The following is a 26,030-nucleotide window of genomic DNA, read 5'->3' as shown; positions in this document are numbered from 1 at the left end:
CTTACGCGCTTTTCACGGGCGGCGGATCATCGGTCATTCACCTTTTTCCGATCAGGATTTCCCGTGCAAAAGACGACCGACGGATGGCTCAGCGGCCTGCTGGGCGTGATCATCTTCAGTGGCTCGCTGCCCGCGACGCGCGTCGCGGTTCAGGGGCTCGATCCGCTGTTCCTCACGTTCGCGCGCGCGACGATCGCCGGCGTGCTCGGCCTGATCCTGCTCGTCGCGCTGAAACAGAAGCGGCCGACGCGGACCGAGACCGCGTCGCTCGTCGTCGTCGCGCTCGGGGTCGTGGTCGGTTTCCCGTTGCTGACGGCGCTCGCGCTCAAGCACGTGACGTCCGCGCATGCGATCGTGTTCGTCGGGTTGTTGCCGCTCGCGACCGCGCTGTTCGGTGTCTGGCGTGGCGGCGAACGGCCGCGGCTGCCATTCTGGATCTTCTCGCTGGTCGGCAGCGGGGCGGTGGCCGCGTTCGCGCTGCGCAACGGCGGAAGTGCGTCGGTGGTGGGCGATGCGCTGATGCTGGCCGCGATCGTCGCATGCGGGCTCGGTTATGCGGAAGGCGCGCGCCTGTCGCGCCAGCTCGGCGGCTGGCAGGTGATCTCGTGGGCGCTCGTGCTGTCGCTGCCGGTGATGCTGCCGCTCGCGTGGTTCACGTGGCCCGCGACGTTCGACGGCGTCGACGCTGCCGCGCTGTGGGGGCTCGCGTACGTGTCGCTGTTCAGCATGCTGATCGGCTTCGTGTTCTGGTATCGCGGCCTCGCGCTCGGCGGGATCGCGGGCGTCGGCCAGCTTCAGTTGCTGCAGCCGTTCTTCGGTTTCCTGCTCGCGGCCGGGCTGCTGCACGAGACGGTGCCGCCGTCGATGCTCGCCGTGACGGCCGTGGTTGTCGGCTGCGTCGCGGGGGCGAAGTACTTCTCGAAGATGGCGCCCGCGCAGCGCGCGGGCTGACGCGCCGGCGCGCGACGACGTGACGGGTGCCACCCGTTCGCCGTCGCGCGGGCGCGGCTTGCGGCTTACCCCATCACCACGTTCGCGAGCCGGAACTGGTACGCGGTCGCGGTGGTGCCGCCGCCGCCGCCCGTCATCACGATGTCCGCGCTCTTGATCCCCAGCAGCGACAGTTCGGTGTTGATGTCGGACAGCACGGCCGAATTCATCACCGCGCCCTGTTCGATCTGCGACGCCGTGCCGATCCACAGCGTCGGCTTGAACTCGAACACGGCCTTCTGCCCCGGCACGATGCCCGTCTTGTGCGCGAGCAGCCGGTTGTCCTTGAAGACCGACGCGGTGATCGCCCCCTGGCTCAGGTCGTTGCGCAGCTGGATCTCGCGCGACGTCGGCGCCGGGCCGGCCAACGCGAGCACGTTGCCCGACGTCGAGCGCGACACGTTGAAGACCTGTCCGTTGTCCGCGCGCTTCTGCGGCATGTAGTTGCCGTCGGCATCGCTCGCGGAGACGGTCGTCAGCATCGGGAACACGAACGGATGGTTGTCGCCGCGCCCGCAGTTGGTGATGACCTTCCACGCGATCGCGAGCTCGTCGAAGTCAGTCGACACGTTCTTCTGGAAGATCACGATCTGGCTGTTGTTGACGTCGTTCGACAGGTTGACGAAGTTGAGATTGATGTCCATGAGTCACCTTGGTTCGATTTGGATAACTGATTGAATGGGCGCCGGCCGTGCATCGCCGGCGCACGAACCGTTACGCCATCACCACGTTTTCAAGCCGGAACGTGAACGGCATCGAGCGCGGGCCGGGGCCGCCGCCGGTCATCACGATGTCGGCGCTCGCGATGCCGAGCAGCGACAGTTCCGTGTTGATGTCGGAAATCACCGCGGAATTCATCAGCGCACCCTGTTCGATCTGCGATGCGACGCCGATCCAGATCGTCGGCTTGAACTGGAACACGGCCTTCTGGCCCGGCGCGACGGACGTCTTGCGCGCAAGCGCGCTGCCGTCCTTGTAGATCGTCGCGTTGATCGCGCCGGCCGGCAGGTCGTTGCGCACCTGCACCTCGGAGCTCGCGCCCGGGTCCCCGCCGAGTTGCAGCACGTCGCCCGAGCTCGAGCGCACGACCTGGAACACCTGGCCGTTCGAGGCGACCTGCTGCGGCATGTAGTTGCCCCAGCTGTCGCTCGCGCTCACGCTCATCGTCATCGGGAACTTGAACGGATGGTTGTCGCCCTGGCCGCAATTGCGGATCACCTTCCACGCGATCGCGAGTTCGTCGAAGTCGGTCGCCACGTTCTTCTGGAAGATCACGACGCTCGAGTTGTTGGCGTCGTTCGAGCGGTTGATCAGGTTCAGTTGGATATCCACGTCGTTGCTCCTTGAGTTTGAAAAGACGGCAGTCGGTCTGCCGCACACCTTTCCCGCCGGCCCGGCCGCGAAGCCGTGCCGTCAAGCCGGTTCAATCCGTGTCTGGCGGCGCTACGCGCGCACGATGTGTTCGAGCGCGAATGCAAACGGCTGCGCGTCGGTGCCGGTGCCGCCGCCCGTCATCACGATGTCGGCCGCGGCGACGCCCGCCAGCGGCAGAAGCGTGTTCGCGCTCGATAGCACCGCCGCGTGCAGCGCGCGGCTTTCCTGTATCTGCGACGCCACGCCGATCCACAGCGTCGGCGTGAAGCGAAACACGGCCTTCTGCCCGGGTGCGACCGCTTCCTTCACCGCGATCAGCCGGCCTGCGCTGAACGCGTTGACGTTCACGGCGCCGCGCCGCAGCCGGTTGACGACCTCGATGTCGCCGCCCGGTGCGTCGGCCGGGTCGGGCACGAGCCGGCCGCGTCCCGTCGGCTGCGCGTCGACCACGAAGCGCACGCCGGCGGGCGCCGTGACGCGTGGCGAGAAGTTGCCGTGCTCGTCGCCGAGCGCGACGTCGATGTCGGTCGAGTAGTCGAACGGATGGAAGCAGTCGCGTCCGCAATAACGGATCACCTTCCACGCGATCGCGAATGCGTCGAGATCGGGGATCACGTCGCGCTGGAACAGCACGACCTCGCTGTTGCCGCAGTCGTTCGAGCGATTGACGAAGCGGAGCTTGATGTTCATGACGCCTGCTCCTGATCGGACGTGCCGCGATCGTCGCGCAGCGTGCGGTCGGCCCACTGCGCAAGCGCGGGCGCGACGCCATTCGCGAGCGACGCGACGTGCAGCGCATGTGCACGCGCCTGGGCCTGAAGATCGCCCGCGAAGCGGCCGAGCGCCATCAAGGCATCGGCGGGGCCGCGCGTGCGGCCGAGATCGTCGAGATATTGCGCGGCCGCGTCGGCCATCGCGCCCGCATGCTGCAGATGGCTCTGTGTGACGCGTGTCGCGAGATCGGCGTTCAGTGCCGCCAGCTCCTTGACCGCGGCGGCCGAACTGCCGGGCGCGAACCGTTCGAGCTGGCCGCGCCACAACGCGTCGGTCGCGGCCTGGCAGGCATCCGTGTAGCGGTGGCCGGCGAGCAGCGCGGTGTGCGCGAACGCGCGCCACGCGGGGCCGCCGGGCGTGCAGCCGGTGCCGGTCGCCTGCGCGGCGACCTTGCCGAACTGCTGGAGCGCGTCGGCGTGCGCGCGTTCCCATTGGGCGATGAACGTGGAGAACATGGCGATTCCTCGTGATGAAGGGGCGGTGACGGCGCGATGGCGGCCGATACGTGGATTACTGACGCGCGGCGCCGAGGCGCTGCACCATCCGCATCACGGCGGCCATCTGCGGCGCGTCGCGGCGGTAGAAGCCGGGGTGGAGCGGATCGGTGCTCGTATAGCCCCAGAAATCCCAGCAGCCGAGCGGATTGACGGCCGATTTTTCGACCTGTGGATAGAGCACGATCAACCGGTTCGTATCGGCGATCTCGTTGTAGCCGACGCCGCGAATCATCTTCTCGCCGACGGCAGCGACGTTCTGCACGCAGCCGTGGAACACCACGTGCACCGCGCAGGCCACGCGCTCGCAGTCGGCCGGTACGTATGCGTAGCCCGTGTCGCCGAGCGACGCGCCGCGCTGCGGATCGAACGTGCGCTGATCGAACTTCAGCAGCTTGCCGCCTGCCTGAGCGGCCGGCGGATTGAGCGGCTTGTCAGGTGTGCCGTAGATCCAGCGCACGATGTCGTGCGCCTGCTGGAAGCCGCAGTTGTCGATATACGGGCTCGCGTTCGCGCTGCATGTGTTGTCTTCGGGGCGGTTCGTGATGAACGCATGCCCGGCGTCCGGCGATTCGCGGTACTGGAGGTTCGCGGCCGGGACCTGCGCGAGCGTGTAGAAGCGCGCGGTCTGGTCGACGACGCGCGTCGACACCACCGTATCCTTCGCGCCGCTGAACACGTAGATGCGCTGGCCGCGCAGCGCGGCCGGATCGTCGATCTCGCCGCGCTGCGCGAACATGCGCGCGGCGCGCCATGCATCGGCCGCGGATGGCGCGGGGCCGATCGGCTGCATGCACAGCGTGGTGGCGGCCACCGCCGGCGGGATCAACTCGTTCACGCCCGCACAGTAGAACGGCCCGCCCGCCACGATGCCCGCGCCGATCAGCCGGCTCGAGAACGCGACGTCGAACTGCGCGGCCATGAAGCCGCCGGACGACAGCCCCGACACCGACGTGCGCTTGAGGTCGGCGCCGTATGCGGGCAGCGGATCGGCGGGGGCGGCGACGGCGTGCGGCGCGACCGTCGCCACTGCGGCAACGGCGACGCATGCGGCGCCGAGCACGCGGCGCAGCGTGCGCGAAACGGTGGAACGGGGCGGCGTCGTGCGGCCGGGCGAGCGAGTGACCTTCATGCGGGACTCCTGTCGTGACGAGTAACGAGTGGCGAATGACGGACGGCTGGAACGGATGCGGCAAGACTTCAGCGACGGTTTCAGCTTACGTGCCGCCGACTACGTGCGAAATGGCGCGAACGACATGCGCGGCGACCCGTGACGTTCGGCCGGTGCGGTGCCGCGGCGCTCACGACATGAACAGCGCGCGCTCGACCTGGCGGCGCTTGGTGAGCCCCGCGAGCGGCTTGCCGCCGGCCTTGTTCCAGACGAGGAACTGGTCGGCCGCACGCGTGCACGCGCCGGCGTTCAGGTAGCGCAGCAGCGTGGACGAACGCAGCCGTCCCGCGCCGAGATTGAAGACGAACGACATCAGCGCATCGAACTGCTGCTGCGTGACCGGCACGCGCAGCAGCTTGCGCAGGTTCAGCTCGGCGCCGCGCAGGTCGCGCCGCAACAGCGCCTCGGCTTCGGCCGGCGTGAGCGGTCGTGTGAAGCGCTCGTGCGGCAGGATCAGGTGCCCGTAGCCGATCGTCGGCTTGCCGACCGCGTCGAGATAGCGCGCGAGCCGCAGCCCCTCGAACTGCTTGATCAGCGCGATGCCTTGCTCACCGGTGTGTTCAGGCTGGTTCGCCATCGTCGTTCTCCTTGCTGCCCGGCCGTGCGCGCGGCACCAGGCGATGCGTGTATTCGTCGATCACGCGCATGATCGCTTCGGGCGGCGGCAGCGCCGCGAACTGCATTTCGATGTCGATGTGCTCGGTGTCGCGCTGTCGCGCGTTGCCCTGCGCGTCCTTCTTCCCGGAGCGCGGCGCGAACGTCACGTAGAAGCGGCCGCGCTGGTCGTCGTCGCCCGCGACACCGCCGGCCGGCAACGCCTCGGTGAAGTCGCCGCGCACCGTCAGGTGCACGATCATCCGGTCGAGCGCGAGTCCGCGCGGCGTGGCGAGCGCGACGAGCGGCACCGGCATCGTGTGCTCCGCGTCGAGCGCGACCGTGACCTCGCGTGGCGCGAGCAGGCCGTCGTCGCGCAGGTCGAAGAACTGATCGAGCACGGCCGTGTACTGGTGCGCGAGCAGTTGGTTCGCGGCGGCCGCGGCGTGCTGCATCCCGCGCGCGATTTCGTCGAGCGCGATGCCGCGTGGCGGCGGGCGCTCGTCGTCGGCCGGCGTGCCCGGCGGCGCCGGTGGGGCGGGCGGAGCGGGGGGCAGGCCGCCGGCGGACGCGCCGGGCGCCGCGGTGCCCGGTGCGTCGTGCGTGCCCGGCGCGGCCCCGGCCGGCGAGCCGGAGGCCTCGGGCGGCACGTGGGGCACCGGATCGGCGGTTACCGCCGCCGAGGCACCGGTGCCCGCGACCGTCCCGGTATTGCCGGCCGCCGCACCGGCCGGCGGCGGGTCCGTCGCGTCCGGTTCCGGTCGGGCTGTGCTGCCGCCCGGACGCGTATCCCCATCGTCGTGCCCGCCGTCCGCGCGGCGAGACCGTCTGAAGAGCCTGAACATGGCCGGCCCGCGCGCTTACGCGTGCGCCGGCTGCTGGGCATCCGAACCGGCTCCGGCAGGCGCGGCCGTGCCGCCGCCCGCCGCCGACGCATCGCCGACCAGCTTGCCGTCGGTCGGCGTCGCCGGCAGCGGCTTCACGGCCTTCGCGTTGCCTTCCGTGACGACCGGCTTGGTCGCGGCTTCGGTCAGGAAGTCGATCACGCGCATCAGCGCTTCGGGCGGCGACTGGCGCTTCACCTGCGTATGGATCGAATATTTCGCGCGCGTGTCGGTGCTGCGCGTCTGCTCCGCCTTGTGCGAGACACGCCCGGACACGCTGACGCTGATCGGCCCCCAGCCGAACTTCGCCTGGAATTCGCCGCCGGCCTCGGTCGACGACGACGACTTCTCCGATTGCGTAATTTCCATTTCGAAGTCGATCGTGCCTTCCTCGATCGCGATGATCGGATGGACGATCGCCGCGAGCAGCGGGATGCGCATCGTCTTCTGCACGACGCCCTTCGACACGCCGGCTTCGTCCACCAGCGTCTCGTCGTAGTCGAACTGGACGGCCACGGCCTTGCCGCCCTGGATGCAGACCTGCATCAGGAAATCCGCGTAGCTCTTCGCGGCCTGCGTCTGCGCGCTGATCATCGCCTTTAACGGGCCGGCGATCATTTGGTCCATGGGTAAAGCGTTAATCACTGAGCCGATGAAATTCGCGTCCATGAATAAACCCCTCTTCGTGTTGAAGACAACGGAAATTCGTTGTCTTTATTTACATTAGGAAATTGAAGACGTTTACAAAATATGACGTCGGTCACGTCCGGCGGCCATGGCCGGCCCTCGGCGGGCATCGGTACGCGCGGCGTGGATGAATTAGGCCATTCGTCACGGAGCGACGGGCCTAGTGCGCGGCGGGTAAAAGAGCGGTAAAAAAACGCCGGGTAGGGAAGCAAAAAAACCTAAACCGAGCATCCCGATTTCGAGGAAACCGCGCAATGAACGTTCTGATGATCGATAGCCCGCCGTTATTCGTCGCGGGCGTGGCGGACGTACTGTGTAAACGCGATGTCGACTGGCATGTGTGGTCGGCCCGCCGTCCCGAGGACGTCTTGCGCTTGCGCGACGCGTTGCTGCCCGGGACGGTCGAGGCGATCACGATCGAATGCGACGAGCACGCCGCGCGGCCGAGCTGGCCGAGCGTGCTGAACGAGACGTTCGCTGGCGCGCCGTGGCTGTGCGTGGTGGCCACCGTGTGCCGCCGCACGATTGCCGATGCGCTGCTGGCGGGGGCGGCCGGCATCATCGACCGGCACGCGAGCGCCGACGAGTTCGCGGACGCGCTCGGCCGGGTCGCGGCCGGTGCGATCTACGTGCCGCCGAGCGACGGCGGCGCGACGCAGGCGCGCCCGGGCGGCGTGCCGGCCGGGGACGATCGCGCATTCGAGCGCCTCACGCCGCGCCAGCGCGACGTGCTGCGGCTGCTGGCCGAAGGCAAGTCGAACAAGCAGATCTGCCGCGTGCTCAACGTCGCGGAAGGCACGATCAAGAATCACCTGTATGCGCTGTTCCGTCAGATCGGCGTGAGCAACCGGACCGAGGCCGCATTGTGGCTCGCACGCCACGTGCCGTCCGAGCCGGCGGCATTCGCGTTCGCGCCCGTCTGCAGTTCGCCCGGCTGAGGCTGGTCGCGGCGGGCCCCGGTGTGTGCCAGCATCCGGTGTCGCGTTGCATTGAAGTCCATCGGGCCGGAGGCGGGGTGCCCGGCCGGTCATCGGTAGCGGCGAGCCGCGAGGCCGAGTACGTCGCGCGCGCACGGCGACGTGCGTGCCGGAAACGGCGAACGGGCCGCGCCGGCCGCGCGCCCCGTTCGGCGGCGCCCGTCGACACCGGGCGCCGGCGTGCTTACGCGACGTGCGCGACGCCGTATTGCGAGGACAGGTAGCGCCGGATATCGGCCGGCGAATCGATGAAGCGGCGGCCGTTGTGTTCGCGAATCCCGACCGCGTCGTCCTTCGGCGCCTGCCCGTCGCCCAGGACGAGCACCGGCGCGGACTGGTTGTCCTCGCCGATCAGCGCGACGATCGGCCGGCGCGGCCGCGGCGCGTCGACGTACTCGACCGAGACGGCGTCGCGCAACTGCGGATAGAAGCTCAGCAGCCCTTCGACGGCAACCGAGTCGCCGCAGTAGAACGGACCTTCGGAGTCCTTGAAGAAACCCGGGCGGAGAATGAACAGCGTGTCTTTCATGATGGCCTCGCTATCAGTGGTAGTCGAACGTTGAAAAAAACGGGAGTGCGGGGAGATGCGTGCGACGCGCCCGATGTCAGGTTTCCGCGAGCGCGGCCGCGGCGGCACGCATTCTCGCGAAACCGGCGTCGAGGTCGGCGATCATGTCGTCGGGATGCTCGAGCCCTGCGTGGATGCGCAGCAGCGGGCCGGCTGCCAGCCATGGCGTCGCGGTACGGTGGCGCGACGGATTCGACGGGATGATCAGGCTTTCGAAGCCGCCCCAGCTGTAGCCCATGCCGAAGCACGTCATGCCGTCGAGCAGCGCGCGCACGGCATCGTCGGGCTGCGGATGCAGCACCAGGCCGAACAAGCCGCACGCGCCCGTGAAGTCGCGCTGCCACAGCGCATGGCCGGCATCGCCCGGCCGGGCCGGATACAGGATCTGCGCGACTTCCGGCTGCCGTGCGAGCCATTCGGTCAGCACGTGCGCGTTGCGCTGGTGGCGTTCGAGGCGCACCGACAACGTGCGCAGCCCGCGCAGCGCGAGATACGCATCGTCGCCGCTGACGGTCATCCCGAGCTGCCGGTAGCAGCGCGTGACCTTCTGCGCGAGCGCCTCGGTTGTCAGGATCACGCCCATCAGCACGTCGGAGTGTCCGGCGATGTACTTGGTCGCCGCGTGAATCGACACGTCTACGCCGTGCGAGAAAGAGCGGAAATTCAGCGGCGTGCCCCACGTATTGTCGAGCAGCACGACTGCATCGTGCTGGTGCGCGACGCGGCAGATCGCGGGAATGTCCTGCACCTCGAAGGTCAGCGAGCCCGGCGATTCGGTAAAGACCGCGCGCGTGTTCGGCCGCATCAGCGACGCGATGCCGGCGCCGATCGACGGATCGTAATAGGTCGTCTCGATACCGAGGCGCGCGAGCGTCTCGTCGCAGAACGAGCGGGTCGGGTCGTACACCGAGTCGGCCATCAGCAGATGGTCGCCGGGGTTCAGTACCGCGAGCAGCGCGGTCGTGATCGCGCTGAGCCCGCTCGGCGTGAGCAGCGCGGCGTGCGCGCCTTCGAGGCGTGCGAGCGCCTTTTCGAGCGCACGCGTGGTCGGGCTGCCGTGGCGTCCGTACGCGAGCGGCGTGCCGCGCACCGCGTCGAGCGCGTCGGTGCCGTGAAAGAGCAGCGTCGACTGGCGATACACGGGCGGGTTCACCGGCGAGCCGGGCTGGCCGTGCGCGCGGCCTTCGTGAGCGAGCAGGGTGTCGGTCGAGTGCGGTTGGTTCAAGATGTCGTCCTTTGAAAGTCGGTCAAATCGGAGCGAAGCCGTCGCGCGGTCAGTGCAGGATCTTGTCGAGGAAGTCGCGCGCGCGTTCGGAGCGCGGCGCGGCGAAGAATGCTTCGCTCGCCGCATCCTCGACCACCGCGCCCTGGTCCATGAAGATCACGCGATGCGCGACCTTTCTCGCGAAGCCCATCTCGTGCGTGACGCACACCATCGTCATGCCGTCGCGCGCGAGCTCGACCATCACGTCGAGCACTTCGTTGATCATCTCGGGATCGAGCGCGGAGGTCGGTTCGTCGAACAGCATCGCGACGGGGTTCATCGACAACGCGCGTGCAATCGCGACGCGTTGCTGCTGCCCGCCCGACAACTGCCCCGGATACTTGTGCGCGTGCGCCCTCAGGCCGACGCGATCGAGCAGCTTCATCGCGTTCTCGATCGCTTCGTCCTTGCGACGGCCGAGCACCTTGACCTGCGCGAGCGTCAGGTTGTCGGTGATCGACAAGTGCGGGAACAGCTCGAAATGCTGGAACACCATGCCGACGCGTGCGCGCAGTTGCGCGAGTTTCGCGGCGGGATCGCCGAGCCGCATGCCGTCGACGACGATGCTGCCTTTCTGGAACGGCTCGAGGCCGTTGATCGTCTTGATCAGCGTCGACTTGCCGGAGCCCGACGGCCCGCAGACGACGACCACTTCGCCTTTCGATACCGCCGCGCTGCATTCGGAAAGGACCTGATGCTTGCCATACCACTTGGAAACGTTGTCGAGCGTAATCATGGTTGTCCGTGATTGAGGTTCGGGTTGAACGAGGTGCGCATGCTCAATGCGTGGACGGCAGCGAGAGGCGCGTCTCGACGCGGCCCTGCAGCCGCGTGAGCAGCGTGCTCAGCACCCAGTAGATCGCGGCGGCCGCGAGGTAGAGCGGCAGCGGTTGAAACGTCGCGGCGATCACTTCCTGCGTCGAGCGCAGCAGCTCGGTGACGGTGATGACGGACACGAGCGACGTGTCCTTGATCAGGCTGATCAGCGTATTGCCGAGGCTCGGCACCGCGAGACGGAGCGCCTGAGGGCAGACGATGTAGCGCAGCGTCTGCACGTGCGTGAGGCCGAGGCTGTGCGCGGCCGCCCATTGTCCGCGGCCGATGCCGAGGATCGCGCCGCGCATGCTTTCCGACAGGTAAGCGCCGGCGTTGAGCGTCAGCGTGAAGATGCCGGCCGTCGTCGGATCGAGCGTGATGCCGAGATCGGGCAGCCCGTAGTAGACGACGAACATCTGCACGAGCAGCGGCGTGCCGCGCATCAGGCTGACGTAGCCCTGCGCGAGACCGGACGCGAGCCGGTTGCTGCCGATCCGCATGATCGCGACCACGAGCCCGACGACGAGGCCGAGGGCCATCGACGCCACCGCGAACTTCAGCGTGAGCAGCGCGCCCTTTACCATCACGGGCAGGGTTTGAATGACCAGATCGAGTGCTTCCATCGCGTGTCTCCTGATTGTGTGTCGTGTGCGCCGAGGTGGCGGCCGGCCCGCGCGCGCGTGTGCGCGGCCGCGTGACGGCTGCGTTATTGCGCGATCGGTTTCGTCGTGTCCGAGCCGAACCACTGCATCGAGATTTTCTTCAGCGTGCCGTCCTGCTGCAGCGACGCGACCGCATCGTCGATCGCCTTCGCGAACTTCGGGTTGCCCTTGCGGAACGGGATCCCCATGCGGTCCTCGCCGCCGGCGAGCACGGAGCCGGGGCGCAGCGGCAAGTGCGAGTTCTTGATCAGATAGCTCAGCATCAGGCGGTCGTTGACCGCCGCGTCGATACGCCCCGCCGCGAGGTCGCGCAGGTTTTCCGGTGTACCCGGATAGACCTGCAGATCGATCGCGGGCACGGTCTTCACGAGATCGACGTAGTTGCTGCCCATCGTCACGCCGACCTTCTTGCCCTTCAGCTCGTCGAGCGACTTGAACGCACGCGTGTCGTTCTGGCGCTGCAGCAGCTGCGCGGAGGAATACACGTACGGCATGCTGAAGTCGAGCGCCTGCTGGCGCGACGGCGTGATCGCGACCTGGTTGACGATCACGTCGAACTTGCCGGCCTGCAGCCCGGCGAGAATTCCGCTCCATTCGGTCGTGACGAACTGCGGCTTCACGCCGAGCCGTGCGGCGACGGCCTTCGCGACGTCGACGTCGAACCCTTCGAGTTGTCCTTCGGCGTTGCGGTAGTCGAACGGCGGGTAGGTGCCTTCGAGTGCGATCTTCAGCACGCCGGCCTGCTTGACGGTGTCGAGCAGGTCCGCCGCGTGCGATGCGGTGGCCGCCACGCAGAGGAGGGCGGCGGCGAGGCCTTGCTTGAGCGTCGGGGTGAAGGGCTTCATGGTTGTCTCCGGGGTGGTTGTCGAAACGTCGTTGTCGAAAATTCAGGGTGAGCGCGTCCGCGGCGACGGGCGGCGTCGCCGTGGGCGGGAAGCGGGAAACAGTGCGGCGAGAGACGGCGCGAGCCGTGTGCCGCGAGGCGTTACGGCATGCGTTCGCGCACGGTGGCGTAGCGTTGCGCGGCGAAGAATTCAAGCATCGTGTTCATGAGTGCCCGTGCGGCTTGCGAGTGGGGTAGACCGGCTGCATCGTCGATGCGTGTCCGGTGACGCAAATGCTGAACGACTGAGGGCAATCTTAGTTTTGTCAAAAAGGAAAGTGCTTCCAAAAATGCAGGGACTTTCCACGCGGCGTGGAAAGTTTTTCTCCATGCGTGAAGCACGGTGCATGCGATCTGCTGCGGTTGTACGGGGTGCGCAGCATCGGGTGCTACGGCGTGGTCGAGCGGTTGCGCCCGAAACGATTGCTGAAAAGCAGAACGGCCAGGCATGCCGGTAGTGGCAAGCCTGGCCGTTGGCGTCCGCCGCGTCGAACGCGGCGCGAAGGCGCGTTTTACTCGAACGTTTCGAGCGCAAGCAGTTCGTCGATCGTCTGCCGGCGGCGGATCAGCCGCGGCGTGCCGCGATCGACGAGCACTTCCGGCGCGAGCGGCCGGCTGTTGTAGTTCGAGGACATCGATGCGCCGTATGCGCCTGCATCGTGCAGGAACAGCAGGTCGCCGATCTGCGGCTGCGCGAGCTTGCGGTGCGTGACCACGCCGCCCGCGTCCTGCGTGAACACGTCGCCCGACTCGCACAGCGGCCCTGCGATCGCGATGTCGACGAGCGGCCGGCCGGCAGGCAGCGCGCCGTCGTGCGTGTGCACGGACACCGCGTGGTAGCTGCCGTACATCGACGGACGCATCAGGTCGTTGAAGCCCGCGTCGATCAGCACGAAGTCGTGCTTCGGCCGGTGGTTCACGGCCTGCACTTCGGTGACGAGCGTGCCGGCTTCCGCGACGAGGAAGCGGCCCGGTTCGATCTCGATGCGCACCGCGTGGCCGAGATGCCGTTCGATCCGCTTGCGCGCGGCGTCCCACTGGCTGAAGTAGTGACCGACGTCGACGCGCGGCTCGCCGTCTCGATACGGAATCGACAGCCCGCCGCCGGCGGAGATGGCTTCGATGTCGTGGCCGAGCGACGTGACGAGGTCGACCATCGCGTCGCACACCTGCGACAGATGGCCGTAGTCGACGCCCGAGCCGATATGCATGTGGATGCCGACCAGCTTCAGCCCGTACTGGCGCACGATCTCGATCGCGCGCGGCACGTCGTCGATCCAGATGCCGTGCTTGCTCTGCGGGCCGCCGGTGTTGGTCTTGTTGCTGTGGCCGTGGCCGAAGCCCGGGTTCACGCGCAGCCATACGCGGTGGCCGGGCGCATGCTCGCCGACGCGCGCGAGCATGTCGAGCGAGCCGGCGTTCACGGTCACGCCGTGCTTCAGCACGGCCGCGAGCGTCGGGCGGTCGATCAGGTCGGCCGTGAACACGACGCCTTCCGGTTCGCCCGCAGGACTGAACCCGGCCGCGAGGCTGCGCTCGATTTCGCCGAGCGACACGGCGTCGACGCACGCACCTTCGTCGCGCATCAACTTCAGGATATGCAGGTTCGAGTTCGCCTTCTGCGCATAGCGGATCACGTCGAACTGGCGCAGTTGGGCGATGCGGTCGCGGATGACGTCGGCGTCGTACACCCACAGCGGGGTGCCGTATTGCTGCGCGAGCGCCGCGAGCTGGCGGGAATCGAGGGACATGGCGGAAGAATCGGATCGAATGAACGGATAGCGTGAATGATGCGCCTGAACGTCTATACAGTAAAATGCCTGTTTTTCGAGATTCTATTCATTTTAGATATAGGCGCTCATGCTCACACACCGGCACATCGAGGTCTTCCGCGCGCTGATGGTCACCGGCAGCACGACGCGTGCGGCCGAGATGCTCTATACGTCGCAGCCGACGATCAGCCGCGAGCTCGCACGCATGGAGCAGGTGATCGGCTTCGCGCTGTTCGAGCGCTCGCACGGGCGGCTGCGGCCGACGATGGCCGCGCTCACGCTGTTCGACGACGTGCGGCTCGCGTATGTGGGGCTCGAGCGCGTCGCGGCGACGGCCGCGCGGCTGCGCGAGTTTCGCGACGGGCAGTTGTCGGTGATCGCGCTGCCGGCGTTTTCGCACGCGATCCTGCCCGGCGCCTGCCGGCGTTTCCATGACGCGCATGCGGGCGTCAGCGTGTCGGTCGCGACGCAGGAGTCACCCGTGCTCGAGGAGTGGCTGACCGCGCAGCGCTACGATCTCGGGCTGACCGAACACGACATCGCGCCGGCCGGCACGGTCCTCACGCCGTTGCTCGAAGTCGACGAGGTATGCGTGCTGCCCGACGGCCATCCGCTGCTCGCGCAACGCGCGATCGATCTCGCGGATCTCGCCGATCGCCCGTTCGTGAGCCTGTCGCTGAACGACCCGTACCGGATCCTGATCGACGAGGCGTTCGCGCAGCTCGGCGTCGCGCCGCGTTCGATCGTCGAGACGCCGTCGGCCGTGTCGGTGTGCGCATTCGTGCGGCAGGGGCTCGGCGCCGCGATCGTCAACCCGCTGACCGCGCTCGATTTCGTCGGGCGCGACCTGCACGTGCGGCCGCTCACGCGCTCGTTTCCGTACCGCGTCAGCGTGATCGTGCCCGAGCACCGGCCGAAGAGCCTGCTCGTCGACGCATTCGCCGACGCGCTGCGCGGCGAAGCGCACGCGATTCGCCAGCGGCTCGCCGCGCTGCCCGGCTGACGCCGGCCGTATGATGGGCGTTTCGCTGCGCGGCGGGTCATCCTCCGCGTCATCTTCATGGAAACGGAACCGGACATGACGGACGCATCATCTTCCCTCGAACAACCGACGCTCACCGGCGAGTGCATCGTACTGCGGCCGCTCGAGGCATCCGACCGGCAAGCGTTGCTCGATGCGGCGGCGGACGGTCGGTTGTGGAACCTGAAGGTCACGGTCGTGCCGGGCGAGGACACGGTCGACGCCTATATCGACACGGCGCTGCAAGGCCGCGCGGCCGGCACCGTGATGCCGTTCGTAATCGTCGATCGCGCGTCGGGCCGCGTGATCGGCAGCACGCGTTTCTGGAAGATCGACCGCAAGAATCGCAAGCTCGAGATCGGTCATACGTGGCTGAGCGAATCGGCGCAGCGCACGCGTGCGAATACCGAGGCGAAATGGCTGCTGCTCTCGTACGCGTTCGACACGCTGCACTGCGTGCGCGTGCAGTTCACGACCGATGAACTGAACGAGAAGTCACGCGCGGCGATTCTGCGGCTCGGCGCGAAGCAGGAAGGGATCGTGCGTCACGAGCGGATCATGCCCGACGGCCGCAAGCGCAATTCGGTGCGCTTCAGCATCATCGACGACGAATGGCCGGACGTGAGCGAGCGGTTGCGCGCGAAGCTGGCGACGTAACGCGAACCGGGGAGGCGCTGGCGTCGCGCCGCCGAAAGGGGGACGGCGACGCGACGAGCGGGGAATCGGGGAAGAGGAGCACCGCGCGCGATGCGCGGTGGGGCATCGCGTTACTGTGCCGATGCGAGGTGGTGACGCTGGGCGAGCTTCTGCGCGTCCGCGTAGTGCGCCTGCAGGATCGGCAGCGCCTGGCGTGCGACTTCCTTCAGCTTCGTGTCGCGGCCCGAAGCGATTTCGGCCTGGAATGCCGAGATCGTCTTTTGCTGGCCGGCGAGCGCGACCTGCTCGATGTATGCCTTGTCGAATTCCGCGCCGCGCAGGTTCTTGATGCCGTCCAGCACGGCCGTGTCGGGATCGTTGGCCGGCACGTCGACGCCGCGCGGGCTGGCCGCGCGCATCGCCTGGATGATCTTCTCGTCGTCGGTCGACACGCGCTGCGCGAACGCCTTCACCTGGCTGTCCGACGTGCGCGAATTGGCGATGCGTGCGGCATCGTGCTGCGTCGACACGGTTTTCGTGCCGTCGGTGATGAAAGTCTGGTCGGCTTCGTGGATGCGCGTTTGCGTGGCGGCGGCCGGTGCGGCCGGCGCCGGTTGCGCGGTTTGCGCGGTCGCCGTCACGGCGACGAGAAGCAGGCCAGCGGCAGACAATGCAAGGCGCGAGACTTGGGGAAAGCGGTTCATGGGACCTCCTTTCAATCGGGGCTCTGATTAACGGGCGGATCGGGTGATCCGCAGCTGTGCGAGAGACCGGGCGCGCCCGGGCCGGACTCGGTGGCCGCTCTGCCGCGGCGGCGTTCGAAGTGTTTCCCGGCCCGACTGATTCTAGGAGACCGCTCAGGTAGCAGGTGCAACCGCGCTGTGGTTTGTGTAACGGTTGGTAAGACGAATCGATGTGTGTGCGCGCGGGCAGGTAGAGCGTACCTGTCGCGCGCATCGTGGCGGAAATTTTTGCGTGCGCGGCGTGCATGCAATGGCTGCGATGTGTGCGCGTGTCATCGGCGTTTCATCGTCTTGCGGGCGGAGCGCGTTGGTTGCTTCGCGATCCGCCGAATCGAACGCGCGATCCGCGCTGCGTCCTCACACGCGGTCGAGCAATGCCTCGAGATGCGGCAGCAATGGCGTCGCGCAATGCGCCTGCAACGCATCGGCGGCCGTGTAACCCCACGAGACGCCCTGGAACGCGATCCGCGCGCGGCGTGCCGCTTCGGCGTCGCGGATTTCGTCGCCGACGTACAGCACGTCGGCGGGCTGCATGCCCGCTTCGCGCACGAGCGCGCGCAGCCGGCGTGCCTTGCCGAACAGCGGAATGCCGCACGCGAACGTATCGACGCATCGGCTCGCATGCGGGCCGAGCCGGTCGCGCACGATGTCCTCGCTGTTCGACGTCGCGATCGCGATGCGGATGCCGCGCGCGGCGAGCGCGTCGAAGGTCGTGTCGACACCCGGGAACAGCTTCACGTGCGCGATGCGTGGCCGCATCAGCCGTCGCATGTCGAGCGTCACGCGCGGCACTTTCCACATCGGCACCTCGAGCGCGCGGATGATCTCGCGCGCCGACATGCCGCGTAGCGCCGGGCGCAGGTCGGCCGTCGCGTCGCGAAAGCCGTGCATGCGCGACGCTTCGGTCAGCGCCGCGAGAAAGCAGTCGAGCGAATCGGCGAGCGTGCCGTCGAAGTCGAACGCGATGAGTCGATAGGGCATGAAGCGATGCTGCGAGTTCATTGAGCCGGTGACGATATCACCGAATCGAGCCGCGTGGCCCGTGCGATCGGTTGTGCCCGCGGCGAGGCGAGACGAGATGGAAGAGCAGACGCCGGAGTGCGTCGCGCGGCGTTCGGTTGCCTCGGCTGGTCGAGTCGCGCTATCGTTGCTGCTCCGCCCCCGACCCGACCGGAGAGCCGACGTGCCCGCAGCCACTCCCGCCACGCTGAGATTTTCCACCGACAAGCGCGAACTCGACATCGACGCGATCTTCGATTTCCTGCACCGGGACGCGTACTGGTCGCAGGGCATTCCGCGCGACGTCGTGGAGCGTGCGATCGACGGATCGCTGTGCTTCGGCGCGTACGTGGGCGACCGGCTCGTCGGGTTCGCGCGGCTCGTGACCGACCACGCGACGTTCGCGTACCTGTGCGACGTCTTCGTCTTGCCGGCCGACCGCGGCAACGGCTATGGCCGCGCGCTGATCGACCACGTATTCGCGCAGCCGATGGTGCGCAGCCTGCGCCGCATCATGCTCGTGACCACCGACGCGCACGAACTGTACCGGCCGGTCGGCTTCGGGCCGTCCGCGAATCCGGAGCGGCTGATGGAGATTCGCCGCCCCGACATCTACGCGAAACGCTGACGCGCGGCGAGCGCATACAATACGCGCTTTCGTTTTGCCGAAGGGAAGTAGATCATGACCGAACAGGAAGCCGAACAACTCGCCACGCATCGTCACTACAAGGGCGGGCTGTATCGCTACATCGGCGTCGCCCGTCATTCCGAAACCGAGGAATCGGTGGTGGTGTACGAGCATCTGTGGCCGCATGCACGCGGCCTGTGGGTGCGGCCTGAAGCGATGTTCAACGAGAACCTGCCGGACGGCACCCCGCGCTTTCGCAAACTGCGCGACTGAGCCGTGGCAGGTGGCGGCAGACGGGCGCGCCGCCGCGCAATCGCAAGCGGCGCGCGCGTCGCTGTTGCCCGTCGCGCGGCGCGGCTCCGCCGGCCTTACGCGCCGGCCAGCGCCTTCGACAATTCGGGCGGCGCGTGCGTGGCCGTCACCTCCGGCGTCCCGTGCCACGCCGCCAGCCGTTTCACGGCCTTCGCGACGTCGGCCGCGAGCCCCGTGCCGAACCGCACGCCCGGCTCGACATGCACCGCCTTCAATTCGAACGTGCCGAGCGCGCGATGCGCTTTCGCGTCGACACGCCCGATCAGCCGGCCGCGATGCAGCACCGGCAGGCAGAAATAGCCGTAGCGCCGCTTGTGCGCGGGCGTATAGCACTCGATCGTGTAGTCGAACCCGAATAGCGTCGACGCGCGCCGCCGGTCCCACACCACCGGATCGAACGGCGACAGCAGTGTCGTGACGGTCGAGCGCAGCGTATCGGCCGCGGCGGCCGGCAGCAGCGCTTCGAGCGAGCGATGCACGTAGGCCGGCTCCTTCCAGTCCGCGATCTCCACCGGAATCAGTTCGCCCGCATCCGCGAGCCGCTCGAGCTCCGCGCGGTACGAACGGCGCGGCAGCCGGTAGTAATCGGCCACCCAGTCCGCGCGCACGACGCCGAGCGCGCGGCACGTGTAGTCGAGCAGCGCGGGCAGCACCGCGTCGCGCGGCGGCAGGTCGCGTGCATCGTCCCAGCCGGGCAGCACGCGCTCGCGCACGTCGTAGATCCGCTGAAAGTTGCGGCGTTCGGACACCATCAGGTCGCCGGTCGTGAACAGCACCTCAAGGTGCTTTTTCTCGGGCTTGCGGTCCCACCACCCGTTGCCCTTCGCGCCGTCTTCGCGAATGAAATCCGCCGATCGCACCGGGCCTTCGTCGCGAATTCGCGCGAGCATGCGGTCGATGTCCGCGCGATTCTGCTCGTGCCATTCGGCCGCGTATTTCCAGCCCATTCCCGACGGATCGAGCATCTTGTAGCGCATCAGCCCGAATTGCTCCACCGGCAGGAAGCACGCCTCGTGCGACCAGTATTCGAACAGGCGCGCCTCGGCGAGATGTTCGTCGAGCCACTGCGGGGCGAAGTCGCCGAGGCGGCTGAACAGCACGAGATACGGGCTGCGCGCGACGACGTGAATGGTATCGATCTGCAACTGCGCCATCCGGCGGATCGTGTCGAGCACGTCGGCCTTGGTGGCCTTGCGGCGGGGCGGGGTCAGCAGGCCCTGCGCGGCAAGATGCAGCGCGCGGGCGGCGGCGGGCGAGAGCGTAAGCATCGGAACGGCGGCTGAGGGTGGCAGTCGGGCACCACTTTAGCGCGAAAGCGGCGCACGTGTGCGACGCATGCACGCGACGCTTCTGACAATGCTTGACAGATGCGCGGCGCGACTTTCCCTATAGTGCAGTCATGGCGCGACGAAATGTGCGCGCAACGATTCGGCTTCCGACGCACATATGTCCATGGCACGCAGGAAGCAGATCAGGGAATCTCAACCCCCAATGAGAGACCCGGAGCCCTGAGCGGACATCCATGCGGCTGTGCACCGGCCCCGTGTGGATGTCCGCTGATTTTTTTGTTTTCCGGTTGCTCCGCTGCCAGCCTTTTCCCGGACAGCCTGTTTATTGCCGCTTGCCGCGCGCGACTTCATCGCCGGCGCCGGGCGGCAGCCGTCGCGTGATCGGAATCGACGCGAACGAACACAGCCCGACCACGACGAACGCGGGCCAGAAATCCGACCATACCATCGTCTGATGCCCCTGCAGCCAGTGCGACACGTGCAGCACGAGGCCGGCGACCGTCACGCCGAGCCCGAGCGACATCTGCTGCACGACACTGCCCAGGCTCGTCGCGCGGCCTGCATCGGCCTGCGAAATATCCGCGTAGATCATCGAATTCAGGCTCGTGAACTGCAGCGCGGGGAAGATGCCGCCGACCAGCACGATCGTCCAGATCGCCCAGGTCGCCATGCCCGGATGGAACACGCCGTAGGCGGCGATCGCGAGCCCGGCGAATGCGGCGTTGTAGATCAGCACCGTGCGAAAACCGAAGCGGCGCAGCGTATGCGTGGCCGTCGAGCGGCTCACCGCGCCGCCGAGCGCGGATGCGCAGGTGATCAGCCCGGAGTGGAACGCGCTCATCCCGAGGCCTTCCTGGAGCGCGAGCGGCAGCAGGAACGGCACCGCGCCGAGGCCGATGCGGAACAGCGACCCGCCGACCACGCTTGCGTGATAGGTCGGGATCTTCAGGAAACTGAGGTCGAGCACCGGACGCGCCTTGCGGCGCGCGTACGGCACGTAGAGCGCGAGCATCACCGCGCCGGCCACGCACATCAGGAGCGCGTTGCCGCGCGACGTGAGCGAGCCGTCGATCAGCGTGAGGCCCATTAGCAGCAGCGCGGCGCCGCTTGCCGACAGCAGGAAGCCGAACCAGTCGAGCGGGCCGGGATCGGGCTCGTGCGTGTTCGCGATGTGCTTGCTGGCGAGGTAGATCCCGTAGATGCCGATCGGCACGTTGATGAAGAAGATCATCCGCCAGTGCAGGTAGGTCGTGATGAAGCCGCCGACGAGCGGCCCGAGCGTCGGCCCGAACAGCGCGGGAATCGCGAGGTAGTTCATCGCGCGCACGAGATCGGAGCGCGGCACCGCGCGGAAGATGATGATCCGGCCGACCGGCACCATCATCGCGCCGCCGACGCCCTGCACGAAGCGCGCGAACGTCAGCACGCCGAGCGAGTTGGAGGCCGCGCACATCAGCGAGCCGGCGACGAAGATGCCGATCGCGGTGCGGAAGACGGCGCGCGCGCTGAAGCGGTCGGCAAGCCATCCGCAGATCGGGATGAATACGCCGAGGCCGACCACGTAGGCCGTGATCGCAATGTTCAGTGTGACGGGATTGTGCCCGAAGTCCCTCGCCATCGCGGGCAGTGCGGTGACGATGATGTTCGCGTCGACGCTTTCCATGAACAACGCACAGGCAACGATGAGCGGTGCTAGAAAGACGGGCGACATGGGCAGGGCGCGCGGTAAAGACGCCATTATGCCCACAATGTGGTCGTTGCGTCACGCGAGACAATGGTTGTTCCGCATGTTGCAACAGTCGTTCCTGTTACCGCGCGTGAAAGAAGGAACGACTGCGGTGCCGGGTGCGGTTCGTGACACGGCACATGACGTGCGCTCGCGGTGGCCGCCGCGAAACTTGCGTGCGATGCGCGTTTCGTGCGACAGTCGGCACTCATCTGCGTAATACAACGACGCGCATCGATCGACGGCCATCGAGACGAGCGCACGCGCGAACGAGACCCCTGCCGAACCATTCATCATCGAAAGGAGGGGACACGTCATGACGTCACGTCGTGCCGCATCGACCGCATCGCATCCTGCCTCGCATCCGTCCGTTCCCGCGCCGCGTCTGCGCTGGGCCGCCGTCCTTGCCGTTGCTTACCTCGCCGTCACCGGTTGCGCGGCGCAGGCCGACAGCGCAAATCAAGCCTCGATGCAGGCGGCCAGCCAGTCCGCCGCACCTGCCGCGCCCGCCACGGCTACGCTCGCGAGCCCGGCTTCCGGCACGCTGCTGCCGCCACCGAGCCAGCTCTACGGCGACTTGTTCGTCGCGGTGCAGACGGCTCAAATCTATCCCGATCAGAAGACCTTCGTCGACGCGACGCCCAACACCGATCCGGCGACGATCGTACAGTTGTATCAGCAACAGAAGTCGCAGCCGGGCTTCTCGCTGAAGGCGTTCGTCGACCAGCACTTCACGCCGCCGCCGGAAGGCGGGGTCACGCCACCCGCGAACCAGACGCTGCGCCAGCACATCGACTGGCTGTGGCCGCAGCTCACGCGCACCAGCATGACGGTACCGCCGTACAGCTCGCTGATCGCGATGCCGAAGCCGTACGTGGTGCCGGGCGGCCGCTTCCGCGAAGGCTATTACTGGGATACCTATTTCACGATGCTCGGGCTGCAGGTGTCGGGGCGCGAGGATCTCGTCGACGACATGCTCGACAACTTCGCGTATCTGATCGACACGATCGGCCACATCCCGAACGGCAACCGCACGTACTACGCGAGCCGATCGCAGCCGCCGTTCTTCGCCTACATGGTCACGCTCGCCGCGCAAGCGGAAGGTGACAAGGTCTACCAGAAATACCTGCCGGCGCTGCGCAAGGAGCATGCGTACTGGATGCAGGGCGAAACCACGACGCCGCGCGGGCAGGCGGCGCGCAACGTGGTCGCGATGCCGGACGGCGCGGTGCTGAACCGCTACTGGGACGCGAGCGACACACCGCGCGACGAGTCGTATCTCGAGGACGTGACGACCGCGAAGGCGGTGCCGAATCGCCCCGCGAACGAGGTGTACCGCGACCTGCGCGCGGGCGCCGAAAGCGGCTGGGACTACAGCTCGCGCTGGTTCGGCGACGGCAAGACGCTCGCGACGATCCGCACGACGTCGATCGTGCCGGTCGACCTGAACAGCCTGATGTTCCATCTCGAGACGACGATCGTGAAGGGCTGCGCGGTCACGCGCGACATCGCGTGCGTGGCGGATTTTTCGGGACGGGCGGCGCGGCGCGCGGCGGCGATCAACCACTATCTGTGGAATCGCCGCGGTTATTACGGCGACTACGACTGGCAGTTGCGCAAGCCGCGCGACGGCGTGACGGCGGCCGCGCTGTATCCGCTGTTCGCGGGTGTCGCATGGCCCGAACGCGCGAAGGCGACCGCGCGCGAGGTGCGCAAGACGCTGCTGCAACCGGGCGGCCTCGCGACGACGACCGAGAACACCGGCCAGCAATGGGACGCGCCGAACGGCTGGGCGCCGTTGCAGTGGATCGCGATCGACGGGCTGCGCCGCTATGGCGAACCGGCGCTCGCGAAGGACATCGGCACGCGCTTCCTGGCCGACGTGAAGCATGTGTATGCGACCGAAGGCAAGCTCGTCGAGAAGTACGTGGTCGAGGGGGCCGGCGCGGGCGGTGGCGGTGGCGGCGAATATCCGTTGCAGGACGGCTTCGGCTGGACCAACGGCGTCACGCTGAAACTGCTCGGCCTGTATGGCGAGTGACGGGCCGCGTGCGTTGCACGCAGGCACGCAGGCACGTAAACGGACACGGGCCGGATCGCCGCGCGAGCGGCAGTCCGGCCCGTGTCGCATGCGCGCGTGTCAGAACGTGATCGTCGTGCGTACGCCGACCACCGTTTCGTCGCCGATGCGCGCGCCGGCCTGGTTCGGGTTCGGGATGCCGCCGCCAGGCCGGAAGAAGTGCTGCAGGTCGGCCTGCAGTTGCCACCACGGTGCGACCTGGTACTGATAGGTCGCCTCGATCACCGTTTCCGCGCGGCGCACCGGATAGCCGGGCGTCGTATACGTGCCCGTGTCGCCGTCGAGCGCACGTGCGTGCGAGCCGATCTTCGCGTAGCCGATCGCGATGCCGGCCGTATCGTCGTCGCGGCCCTTGAACGGCGCCTTGAGCGTCACGCCCGCATTCGCCGCGAAATCGACGACGTTGCGATCGCCCGGCGCGCCCATCACGCGTGCGAACACGCCGACCGAACGCGGGCTGTCCGCCGACGGCCGCCACACCATCTGATCCGCGACCGCATAGAAACCGTAGTTGCCGCGATGCGTGGCGGGGATTCCGTTGCTGGCCGGATTCGCGAGCGACAGCCCGTCGGTGCCGACGCGCGGATCGTTCGCGTGCTGCGACTGATACCAGAAGCCGACCTTGTACGTGCCCGGCAGGCCGAGTGGTTGCGGCGCCTTCGGATCGGCCGGCGGCGCGTTCAGCGCGTACTGGAGTTCGCCGATCACGAACGCGCCGCTGCGCAGGTTGAAGTTGGTGCCGTGCGCGTTCAGCACCTGTGCGTCGCCGTCGCTGCGGCCGGCCGGGTTGCCGTCGAACACGCCGACCATCGCGGTCCACGCGTCGGCCGGCTTCAAGCGCAGCCGCACGCCGAGCGACGACAGCGGATACGCGGGGCCGCCGGACGGCAGGTCGGTCGACGGCAGCACGGGCCAGCCGAACGTCGCGTTCATGAACGTCGCCGCGTACTGGCTCACCATGAATTCCTGGTCGACGCTCTGCTGGCCGACCCTCACGTCGGCCTTGCCGGCGAGGAACGCCTGCTGGTACCAGAGCTCCCACAGCCGCGTGGTCGAATTCGCTTCGATGCCGGTCGCGGTCTGCAGCGTCTGCAAATAGCGCTGCGTGAGGTTGGTGCCGTGGATCTGCAGCGCCGACACGTTGAACGTGCCGCCCGGCAATCCGATCGCCTTTTCCGTATCGACGTTGAAGCCGAATTGCGTGAGGCCCTGATAGGCACCGCCGCGTTGCGTGCCGCCTGCGGCGTTGTACAGGTATTCGCTGGTTTCCTGCAGGTTCAGCGTGATGCCGTGATCGCCGAGCACGTCGCGCAGGCCGCCCATGTTGCCGAGCAGGTTCGAGCGCTCCCAGAAACCGGTGGGCGCTGGCGCGGCAGCATCGGCAGCGGGTGCGGGGGCGGCGTCGCTGACGTCGGCCGCCGGCTCGGCCGCGGCGGACGCTGCAGCCGGCGACGACGATTGCGCGAACGCGGGCGCGGCGGCGAGCGACAGCAGCAACGCGGCGAGCGCATCGAGGCGCGGTGTACGCGGTGCGGATTCGAAGCGATTTTTCATGCGGGCTCCGTTGTTTGATTGATTAGCTTGACTGAAGAAATGGGAACGCGAAGCGATGGAGCAGGTGGGGGCAGCGACACGCAGGCATGCCGCGCGTTGCGCACCGCCGGTTACGGCAGCCAGCCGCCGATCCGCCATACGTATGCGAAGCCGAGGCGCGATGCGGCCGTGCAGAGCAGCGCGACGAGCGCGACGGCGGCGGCCATCGCACCGATCAGCACGCAGTCGAGCGTGCGCGGTGCCGCCGGCAGGTGCGCGAGGGCGCTGCCGCGCCAGTCGCCGAACGCGTGGGCGAGCGGCGAAAGGCCCGAAACCAGCAAGCGGTCGGACGCGACGTGTATGAGTCGCTTGAGTCTGGCCGCGAACGATTGAAAGAACATGACGATCCTCCGTCCGGTCCGGCGCATGCCGGACGACGTGATCGAGCGCGGGTGCATGACGCGACCTGCGATCGGCGGTTGGAACGTAAAGGAGCGTGCGACGGACGAGCCGGCTATGCCGGCATCGGGGGGAAGCGCGCTAACCCGACGAATGCGAGCTAGCGGCGAATGACATGCGTCTGGCTGCTATCTCGCGATGGCTTGGCCGGCCTGGACCGGCATCGAACTGCAACTGGAGCATGTGTCCACGAAGGGACTCCCTTGATGAATTGGGGCGGATTGTAGTCGCGAGCTTTGCTGCGGTGCAAGCAAAAAAGCAGCGGCGTTGCGCATGTTGCATCGGCAGCGCCGCAGGCAGGCCGATGCCCGGCACGCCCGCCCACCGGCGGTGGCGGCGACTGTTGCTCGCACGCATCGGCGGCGCGCGCCCTGCAACGCGTTGAAAGGTTGCGGCGCGCCATTCCGGGCGCGAATCTTTCAGTGTGTAGGGGACGGAAAAAAAATTCCCCGCGGCGCATGCCAGAGGGTTGACTTCCGTTTCGGCCGGTCCATAGAATCCGGCATCTTCACTCTTGGGGCCGCCGCCTTGGACGCCTGCAGTAGTCGATCTTCGAACGAAATTTCCGCCTGAGCGACCGACGTCCGCGCCTCATCGAAGCCGCCGTTTGTCGTCTAGGCAAACGGTGCGCGCAGCAGTATTCCGCAGCAACTCCCTACGTGCACCCTGATTCGCGCCGGTTAGCGTGATGCGT

General features: G+C 67.6%; 27 protein-coding genes. 7 read left to right on the top strand and 20 right to left on the bottom strand.

Translation table 11 applies throughout. The annotated features are described in order from the left end of the window. Positions 1-63: 63 nt before the first annotated feature. The gene (locus LGM71_RS08590; protein WP_226114617.1) at positions 64-951 is read left to right on the top strand and encodes a DMT family transporter; all 888 of its coding nucleotides are present in this window, start codon (positions 64-66) and stop codon (positions 949-951) included. 65 nt (positions 952-1,016) lie between these two features. On the opposite strand, the gene LGM71_RS08585 is transcribed toward LGM71_RS08590, so the two are convergent. From LGM71_RS08585 to LGM71_RS08550, 8 genes are all read right to left on the bottom strand, one after another. Beyond that, a complete protein-coding gene (locus tag LGM71_RS08585; protein ID WP_059600109.1) occupies positions 1,017-1,634 on the bottom strand; it encodes a hypothetical protein in 618 nt (205 codons plus the stop codon). A gap of 70 nt (positions 1,635-1,704) precedes the next feature. Beyond that, positions 1,705-2,322: a hypothetical protein gene (locus tag LGM71_RS08580; RefSeq protein WP_059600108.1), complete on the bottom strand. Its 618-nt coding sequence runs from the start codon at positions 2,320-2,322 to the stop codon at positions 1,705-1,707. Positions 2,323-2,433: 111 nt separating this feature from the next. Beyond that, on the bottom strand, positions 2,434-3,054 hold the full coding sequence (locus LGM71_RS08575; RefSeq protein WP_124901235.1) for a hypothetical protein: 621 nt from the start codon (positions 3,052-3,054) through the stop codon (positions 2,434-2,436). Continuing rightward, entirely contained in the window at positions 3,051-3,593 is a 543-nt protein-coding gene (locus LGM71_RS08570) for a hypothetical protein (RefSeq protein ID WP_124628093.1), read from the bottom strand. Before LGM71_RS08570 ends, LGM71_RS08575 begins: the two co-directional genes overlap by 4 nt. Before the next feature lie 55 nt (positions 3,594-3,648). Next, entirely contained in the window at positions 3,649-4,764 is a 1,116-nt protein-coding gene (locus LGM71_RS08565; protein WP_226114616.1) for a poly(3-hydroxybutyrate) depolymerase, read from the bottom strand. Between the two features lie 169 nt (positions 4,765-4,933). Further along, complete coding sequence (locus LGM71_RS08560; protein ID WP_226114615.1) at positions 4,934-5,380, bottom strand: lysozyme; 447 nt, start codon at positions 5,378-5,380, stop codon at positions 4,934-4,936. Then, positions 5,364-6,047, bottom strand: a complete 684-nt coding sequence (locus LGM71_RS08555) for a DUF2589 domain-containing protein (RefSeq protein WP_226114614.1) — start codon at positions 6,045-6,047, stop codon at positions 5,364-5,366. Before LGM71_RS08555 ends, LGM71_RS08560 begins: the two co-directional genes overlap by 17 nt. 210 nt (positions 6,048-6,257) lie before the next feature. Beyond that, the gene (locus LGM71_RS08550) at positions 6,258-6,950 is read right to left on the bottom strand and encodes a DUF2589 domain-containing protein (RefSeq protein WP_059685956.1); all 693 of its coding nucleotides are present in this window, start codon (positions 6,948-6,950) and stop codon (positions 6,258-6,260) included. Positions 6,951-7,222: 272 nt separating this feature from the next. Between LGM71_RS08550 and LGM71_RS08545 the strand changes: the two genes are divergently transcribed. After that, positions 7,223-7,906, top strand: coding sequence for a helix-turn-helix transcriptional regulator (locus LGM71_RS08545; protein ID WP_151049369.1), 684 nt, complete (start codon positions 7,223-7,225; stop codon positions 7,904-7,906). A 223-nt stretch (positions 7,907-8,129) separates the two neighbouring features. Here the strand turns inward: LGM71_RS08545 and LGM71_RS08540 are convergent, their stop codons facing one another. The 6 genes from LGM71_RS08540 to lysA all read right to left on the bottom strand — a co-directional run bounded on the left by LGM71_RS08540 (position 8,130) and on the right by lysA (position 13,889). Further along, positions 8,130-8,474, bottom strand: a complete 345-nt coding sequence (locus tag LGM71_RS08540; RefSeq protein ID WP_124628100.1) for a DUF3088 domain-containing protein — start codon at positions 8,472-8,474, stop codon at positions 8,130-8,132. Positions 8,475-8,550: 76 nt separating this feature from the next. Continuing rightward, positions 8,551-9,738, bottom strand: a complete 1,188-nt coding sequence (gene metC / locus LGM71_RS08535; RefSeq protein ID WP_226114612.1) for a cystathionine beta-lyase — start codon at positions 9,736-9,738, stop codon at positions 8,551-8,553. A gap of 49 nt (positions 9,739-9,787) precedes the next feature. Continuing rightward, on the bottom strand, positions 9,788-10,513 hold the full coding sequence (locus LGM71_RS08530; protein ID WP_059468348.1) for an amino acid ABC transporter ATP-binding protein: 726 nt from the start codon (positions 10,511-10,513) through the stop codon (positions 9,788-9,790). A 43-nt stretch (positions 10,514-10,556) separates the two neighbouring features. Further along, a complete protein-coding gene (locus LGM71_RS08525) occupies positions 10,557-11,216 on the bottom strand; it encodes an amino acid ABC transporter permease (RefSeq protein ID WP_059600099.1) in 660 nt (219 codons plus the stop codon). A gap of 83 nt (positions 11,217-11,299) precedes the next feature. Then, the gene (locus tag LGM71_RS08520; protein ID WP_124628104.1) at positions 11,300-12,100 is read right to left on the bottom strand and encodes a transporter substrate-binding domain-containing protein; all 801 of its coding nucleotides are present in this window, start codon (positions 12,098-12,100) and stop codon (positions 11,300-11,302) included. A 550-nt stretch (positions 12,101-12,650) separates the two neighbouring features. Continuing rightward, positions 12,651-13,889: a diaminopimelate decarboxylase gene (gene lysA / locus LGM71_RS08515; RefSeq protein WP_059600097.1), complete on the bottom strand. Its 1,239-nt coding sequence runs from the start codon at positions 13,887-13,889 to the stop codon at positions 12,651-12,653. A gap of 109 nt (positions 13,890-13,998) precedes the next feature. Between lysA and LGM71_RS08510 the strand changes: the two genes are divergently transcribed. Then, positions 13,999-14,913, top strand: a complete 915-nt coding sequence (locus LGM71_RS08510) for a LysR family transcriptional regulator (protein WP_059600096.1) — start codon at positions 13,999-14,001, stop codon at positions 14,911-14,913. 75 nt (positions 14,914-14,988) lie between these two features. Beyond that, the gene (locus tag LGM71_RS08505) at positions 14,989-15,588 is read left to right on the top strand and encodes a GNAT family N-acetyltransferase (protein WP_124628108.1); all 600 of its coding nucleotides are present in this window, start codon (positions 14,989-14,991) and stop codon (positions 15,586-15,588) included. A gap of 110 nt (positions 15,589-15,698) precedes the next feature. Here LGM71_RS08505 and LGM71_RS08500 read toward each other — a convergent pair whose 3' ends face one another. Then, entirely contained in the window at positions 15,699-16,271 is a 573-nt protein-coding gene (locus LGM71_RS08500; protein WP_124628110.1) for a DUF4142 domain-containing protein, read from the bottom strand. A 396-nt stretch (positions 16,272-16,667) separates the two neighbouring features. After that, the gene (locus LGM71_RS08495) at positions 16,668-17,291 is read right to left on the bottom strand and encodes an HAD hydrolase-like protein (RefSeq protein ID WP_226114611.1); all 624 of its coding nucleotides are present in this window, start codon (positions 17,289-17,291) and stop codon (positions 16,668-16,670) included. A 202-nt stretch (positions 17,292-17,493) separates the two neighbouring features. On the opposite strand from LGM71_RS08495, the gene LGM71_RS08490 reads away from it, so the two are divergent. Continuing rightward, entirely contained in the window at positions 17,494-17,937 is a 444-nt protein-coding gene (locus tag LGM71_RS08490) for a GNAT family N-acetyltransferase (RefSeq protein ID WP_059685971.1), read from the top strand. 54 nt (positions 17,938-17,991) lie between these two features. After that, complete coding sequence (locus tag LGM71_RS08485; RefSeq protein ID WP_006751720.1) at positions 17,992-18,210, top strand: DUF1653 domain-containing protein; 219 nt, start codon at positions 17,992-17,994, stop codon at positions 18,208-18,210. 95 nt (positions 18,211-18,305) lie between these two features. On the opposite strand, the gene LGM71_RS08480 is transcribed toward LGM71_RS08485, so the two are convergent. Together LGM71_RS08480 and LGM71_RS08475 are read right to left on the bottom strand one after the other, a co-directional pair. Further along, positions 18,306-19,517 carry a winged helix-turn-helix domain-containing protein gene (locus tag LGM71_RS08480; protein WP_226114610.1) on the bottom strand — a complete coding sequence of 404 codons (1,212 nt, stop codon included), beginning with the start codon at positions 19,515-19,517 and terminating at the stop codon, positions 18,306-18,308. Between the two features lie 343 nt (positions 19,518-19,860). Next, on the bottom strand, positions 19,861-21,249 hold the full coding sequence (locus LGM71_RS08475; RefSeq protein WP_124628116.1) for an MFS transporter: 1,389 nt from the start codon (positions 21,247-21,249) through the stop codon (positions 19,861-19,863). 331 nt (positions 21,250-21,580) lie between these two features. Between LGM71_RS08475 and treA the strand changes: the two genes are divergently transcribed. Beyond that, a complete protein-coding gene (gene treA / locus LGM71_RS08470) occupies positions 21,581-23,305 on the top strand; it encodes an alpha,alpha-trehalase TreA (RefSeq protein WP_226114609.1) in 1,725 nt (574 codons plus the stop codon). Between the two features lie 99 nt (positions 23,306-23,404). Here the strand turns inward: treA and LGM71_RS08465 are convergent, their stop codons facing one another. Next, positions 23,405-24,898, bottom strand: a complete 1,494-nt coding sequence (locus tag LGM71_RS08465) for a carbohydrate porin (protein WP_226114608.1) — start codon at positions 24,896-24,898, stop codon at positions 23,405-23,407. Positions 24,899-25,008: 110 nt separating this feature from the next. Next, positions 25,009-25,278, bottom strand: coding sequence for a hypothetical protein (locus tag LGM71_RS08460; RefSeq protein WP_226114607.1), 270 nt, complete (start codon positions 25,276-25,278; stop codon positions 25,009-25,011). Between the last annotated feature and the right edge of the window lie 752 nt (positions 25,279-26,030).

The organism is Burkholderia sp. AU33545, from assembly GCF_020419685.1.
Classification (GTDB): domain Bacteria; phylum Pseudomonadota; class Gammaproteobacteria; order Burkholderiales; family Burkholderiaceae; genus Burkholderia; species Burkholderia diffusa.
The sequence above is the reverse complement of the archived record's forward strand: the minus strand, read 5'-3'. Positions and strand labels throughout refer to the sequence as shown.

What these genes read in the sequence shown, in the direction of transcription:
- LGM71_RS08585 (WP_059600109.1), bottom strand. Translation starts at nt 1,634, where the DNA reads ATGGACATCAATCTCAACTTCGTCAACCTGTCGAACGACGTCAACAAC.
- LGM71_RS08545 (WP_151049369.1), top strand. Translation starts at nt 7,223, where the DNA reads ATGAACGTTCTGATGATCGATAGCCCGCCGTTATTCGTCGCGGGCGTG.
- LGM71_RS08485 (WP_006751720.1), top strand. Translation starts at nt 17,992, where the DNA reads ATGACCGAACAGGAAGCCGAACAACTCGCCACGCATCGTCACTACAAG.
- LGM71_RS08510 (WP_059600096.1), top strand. Translation starts at nt 13,999, where the DNA reads ATGCTCACACACCGGCACATCGAGGTCTTCCGCGCGCTGATGGTCACC.
- LGM71_RS08480 (WP_226114610.1), bottom strand. Translation starts at nt 19,517, where the DNA reads ATGCTTACGCTCTCGCCCGCCGCCGCCCGCGCGCTGCATCTTGCCGCG.
- LGM71_RS08560 (WP_226114615.1), bottom strand. Translation starts at nt 5,380, where the DNA reads ATGGCGAACCAGCCTGAACACACCGGTGAGCAAGGCATCGCGCTGATC.
- LGM71_RS08460 (WP_226114607.1), bottom strand. Translation starts at nt 25,278, where the DNA reads ATGTTCTTTCAATCGTTCGCGGCCAGACTCAAGCGACTCATACACGTC.
- treA (WP_226114609.1), top strand. Translation starts at nt 21,581, where the DNA reads ATGACGTCACGTCGTGCCGCATCGACCGCATCGCATCCTGCCTCGCAT.
- LGM71_RS08540 (WP_124628100.1), bottom strand. Translation starts at nt 8,474, where the DNA reads ATGAAAGACACGCTGTTCATTCTCCGCCCGGGTTTCTTCAAGGACTCC.
- LGM71_RS08530 (WP_059468348.1), bottom strand. Translation starts at nt 10,513, where the DNA reads ATGATTACGCTCGACAACGTTTCCAAGTGGTATGGCAAGCATCAGGTC.
- LGM71_RS08525 (WP_059600099.1), bottom strand. Translation starts at nt 11,216, where the DNA reads ATGGAAGCACTCGATCTGGTCATTCAAACCCTGCCCGTGATGGTAAAG.
- LGM71_RS08565 (WP_226114616.1), bottom strand. Translation starts at nt 4,764, where the DNA reads ATGAAGGTCACTCGCTCGCCCGGCCGCACGACGCCGCCCCGTTCCACC.
- LGM71_RS08500 (WP_124628110.1), bottom strand. Translation starts at nt 16,271, where the DNA reads ATGAACCGCTTTCCCCAAGTCTCGCGCCTTGCATTGTCTGCCGCTGGC.
- LGM71_RS08520 (WP_124628104.1), bottom strand. Translation starts at nt 12,100, where the DNA reads ATGAAGCCCTTCACCCCGACGCTCAAGCAAGGCCTCGCCGCCGCCCTC.
- LGM71_RS08505 (WP_124628108.1), top strand. Translation starts at nt 14,989, where the DNA reads ATGACGGACGCATCATCTTCCCTCGAACAACCGACGCTCACCGGCGAG.
- LGM71_RS08575 (WP_124901235.1), bottom strand. Translation starts at nt 3,054, where the DNA reads ATGAACATCAAGCTCCGCTTCGTCAATCGCTCGAACGACTGCGGCAAC.
- lysA (WP_059600097.1), bottom strand. Translation starts at nt 13,889, where the DNA reads ATGTCCCTCGATTCCCGCCAGCTCGCGGCGCTCGCGCAGCAATACGGC.
- LGM71_RS08465 (WP_226114608.1), bottom strand. Translation starts at nt 24,898, where the DNA reads ATGAAAAATCGCTTCGAATCCGCACCGCGTACACCGCGCCTCGATGCG.
- LGM71_RS08570 (WP_124628093.1), bottom strand. Translation starts at nt 3,593, where the DNA reads ATGTTCTCCACGTTCATCGCCCAATGGGAACGCGCGCACGCCGACGCG.
- LGM71_RS08550 (WP_059685956.1), bottom strand. Translation starts at nt 6,950, where the DNA reads ATGGACGCGAATTTCATCGGCTCAGTGATTAACGCTTTACCCATGGAC.
- LGM71_RS08475 (WP_124628116.1), bottom strand. Translation starts at nt 21,249, where the DNA reads ATGTCGCCCGTCTTTCTAGCACCGCTCATCGTTGCCTGTGCGTTGTTC.
- LGM71_RS08495 (WP_226114611.1), bottom strand. Translation starts at nt 17,291, where the DNA reads ATGCCCTATCGACTCATCGCGTTCGACTTCGACGGCACGCTCGCCGAT.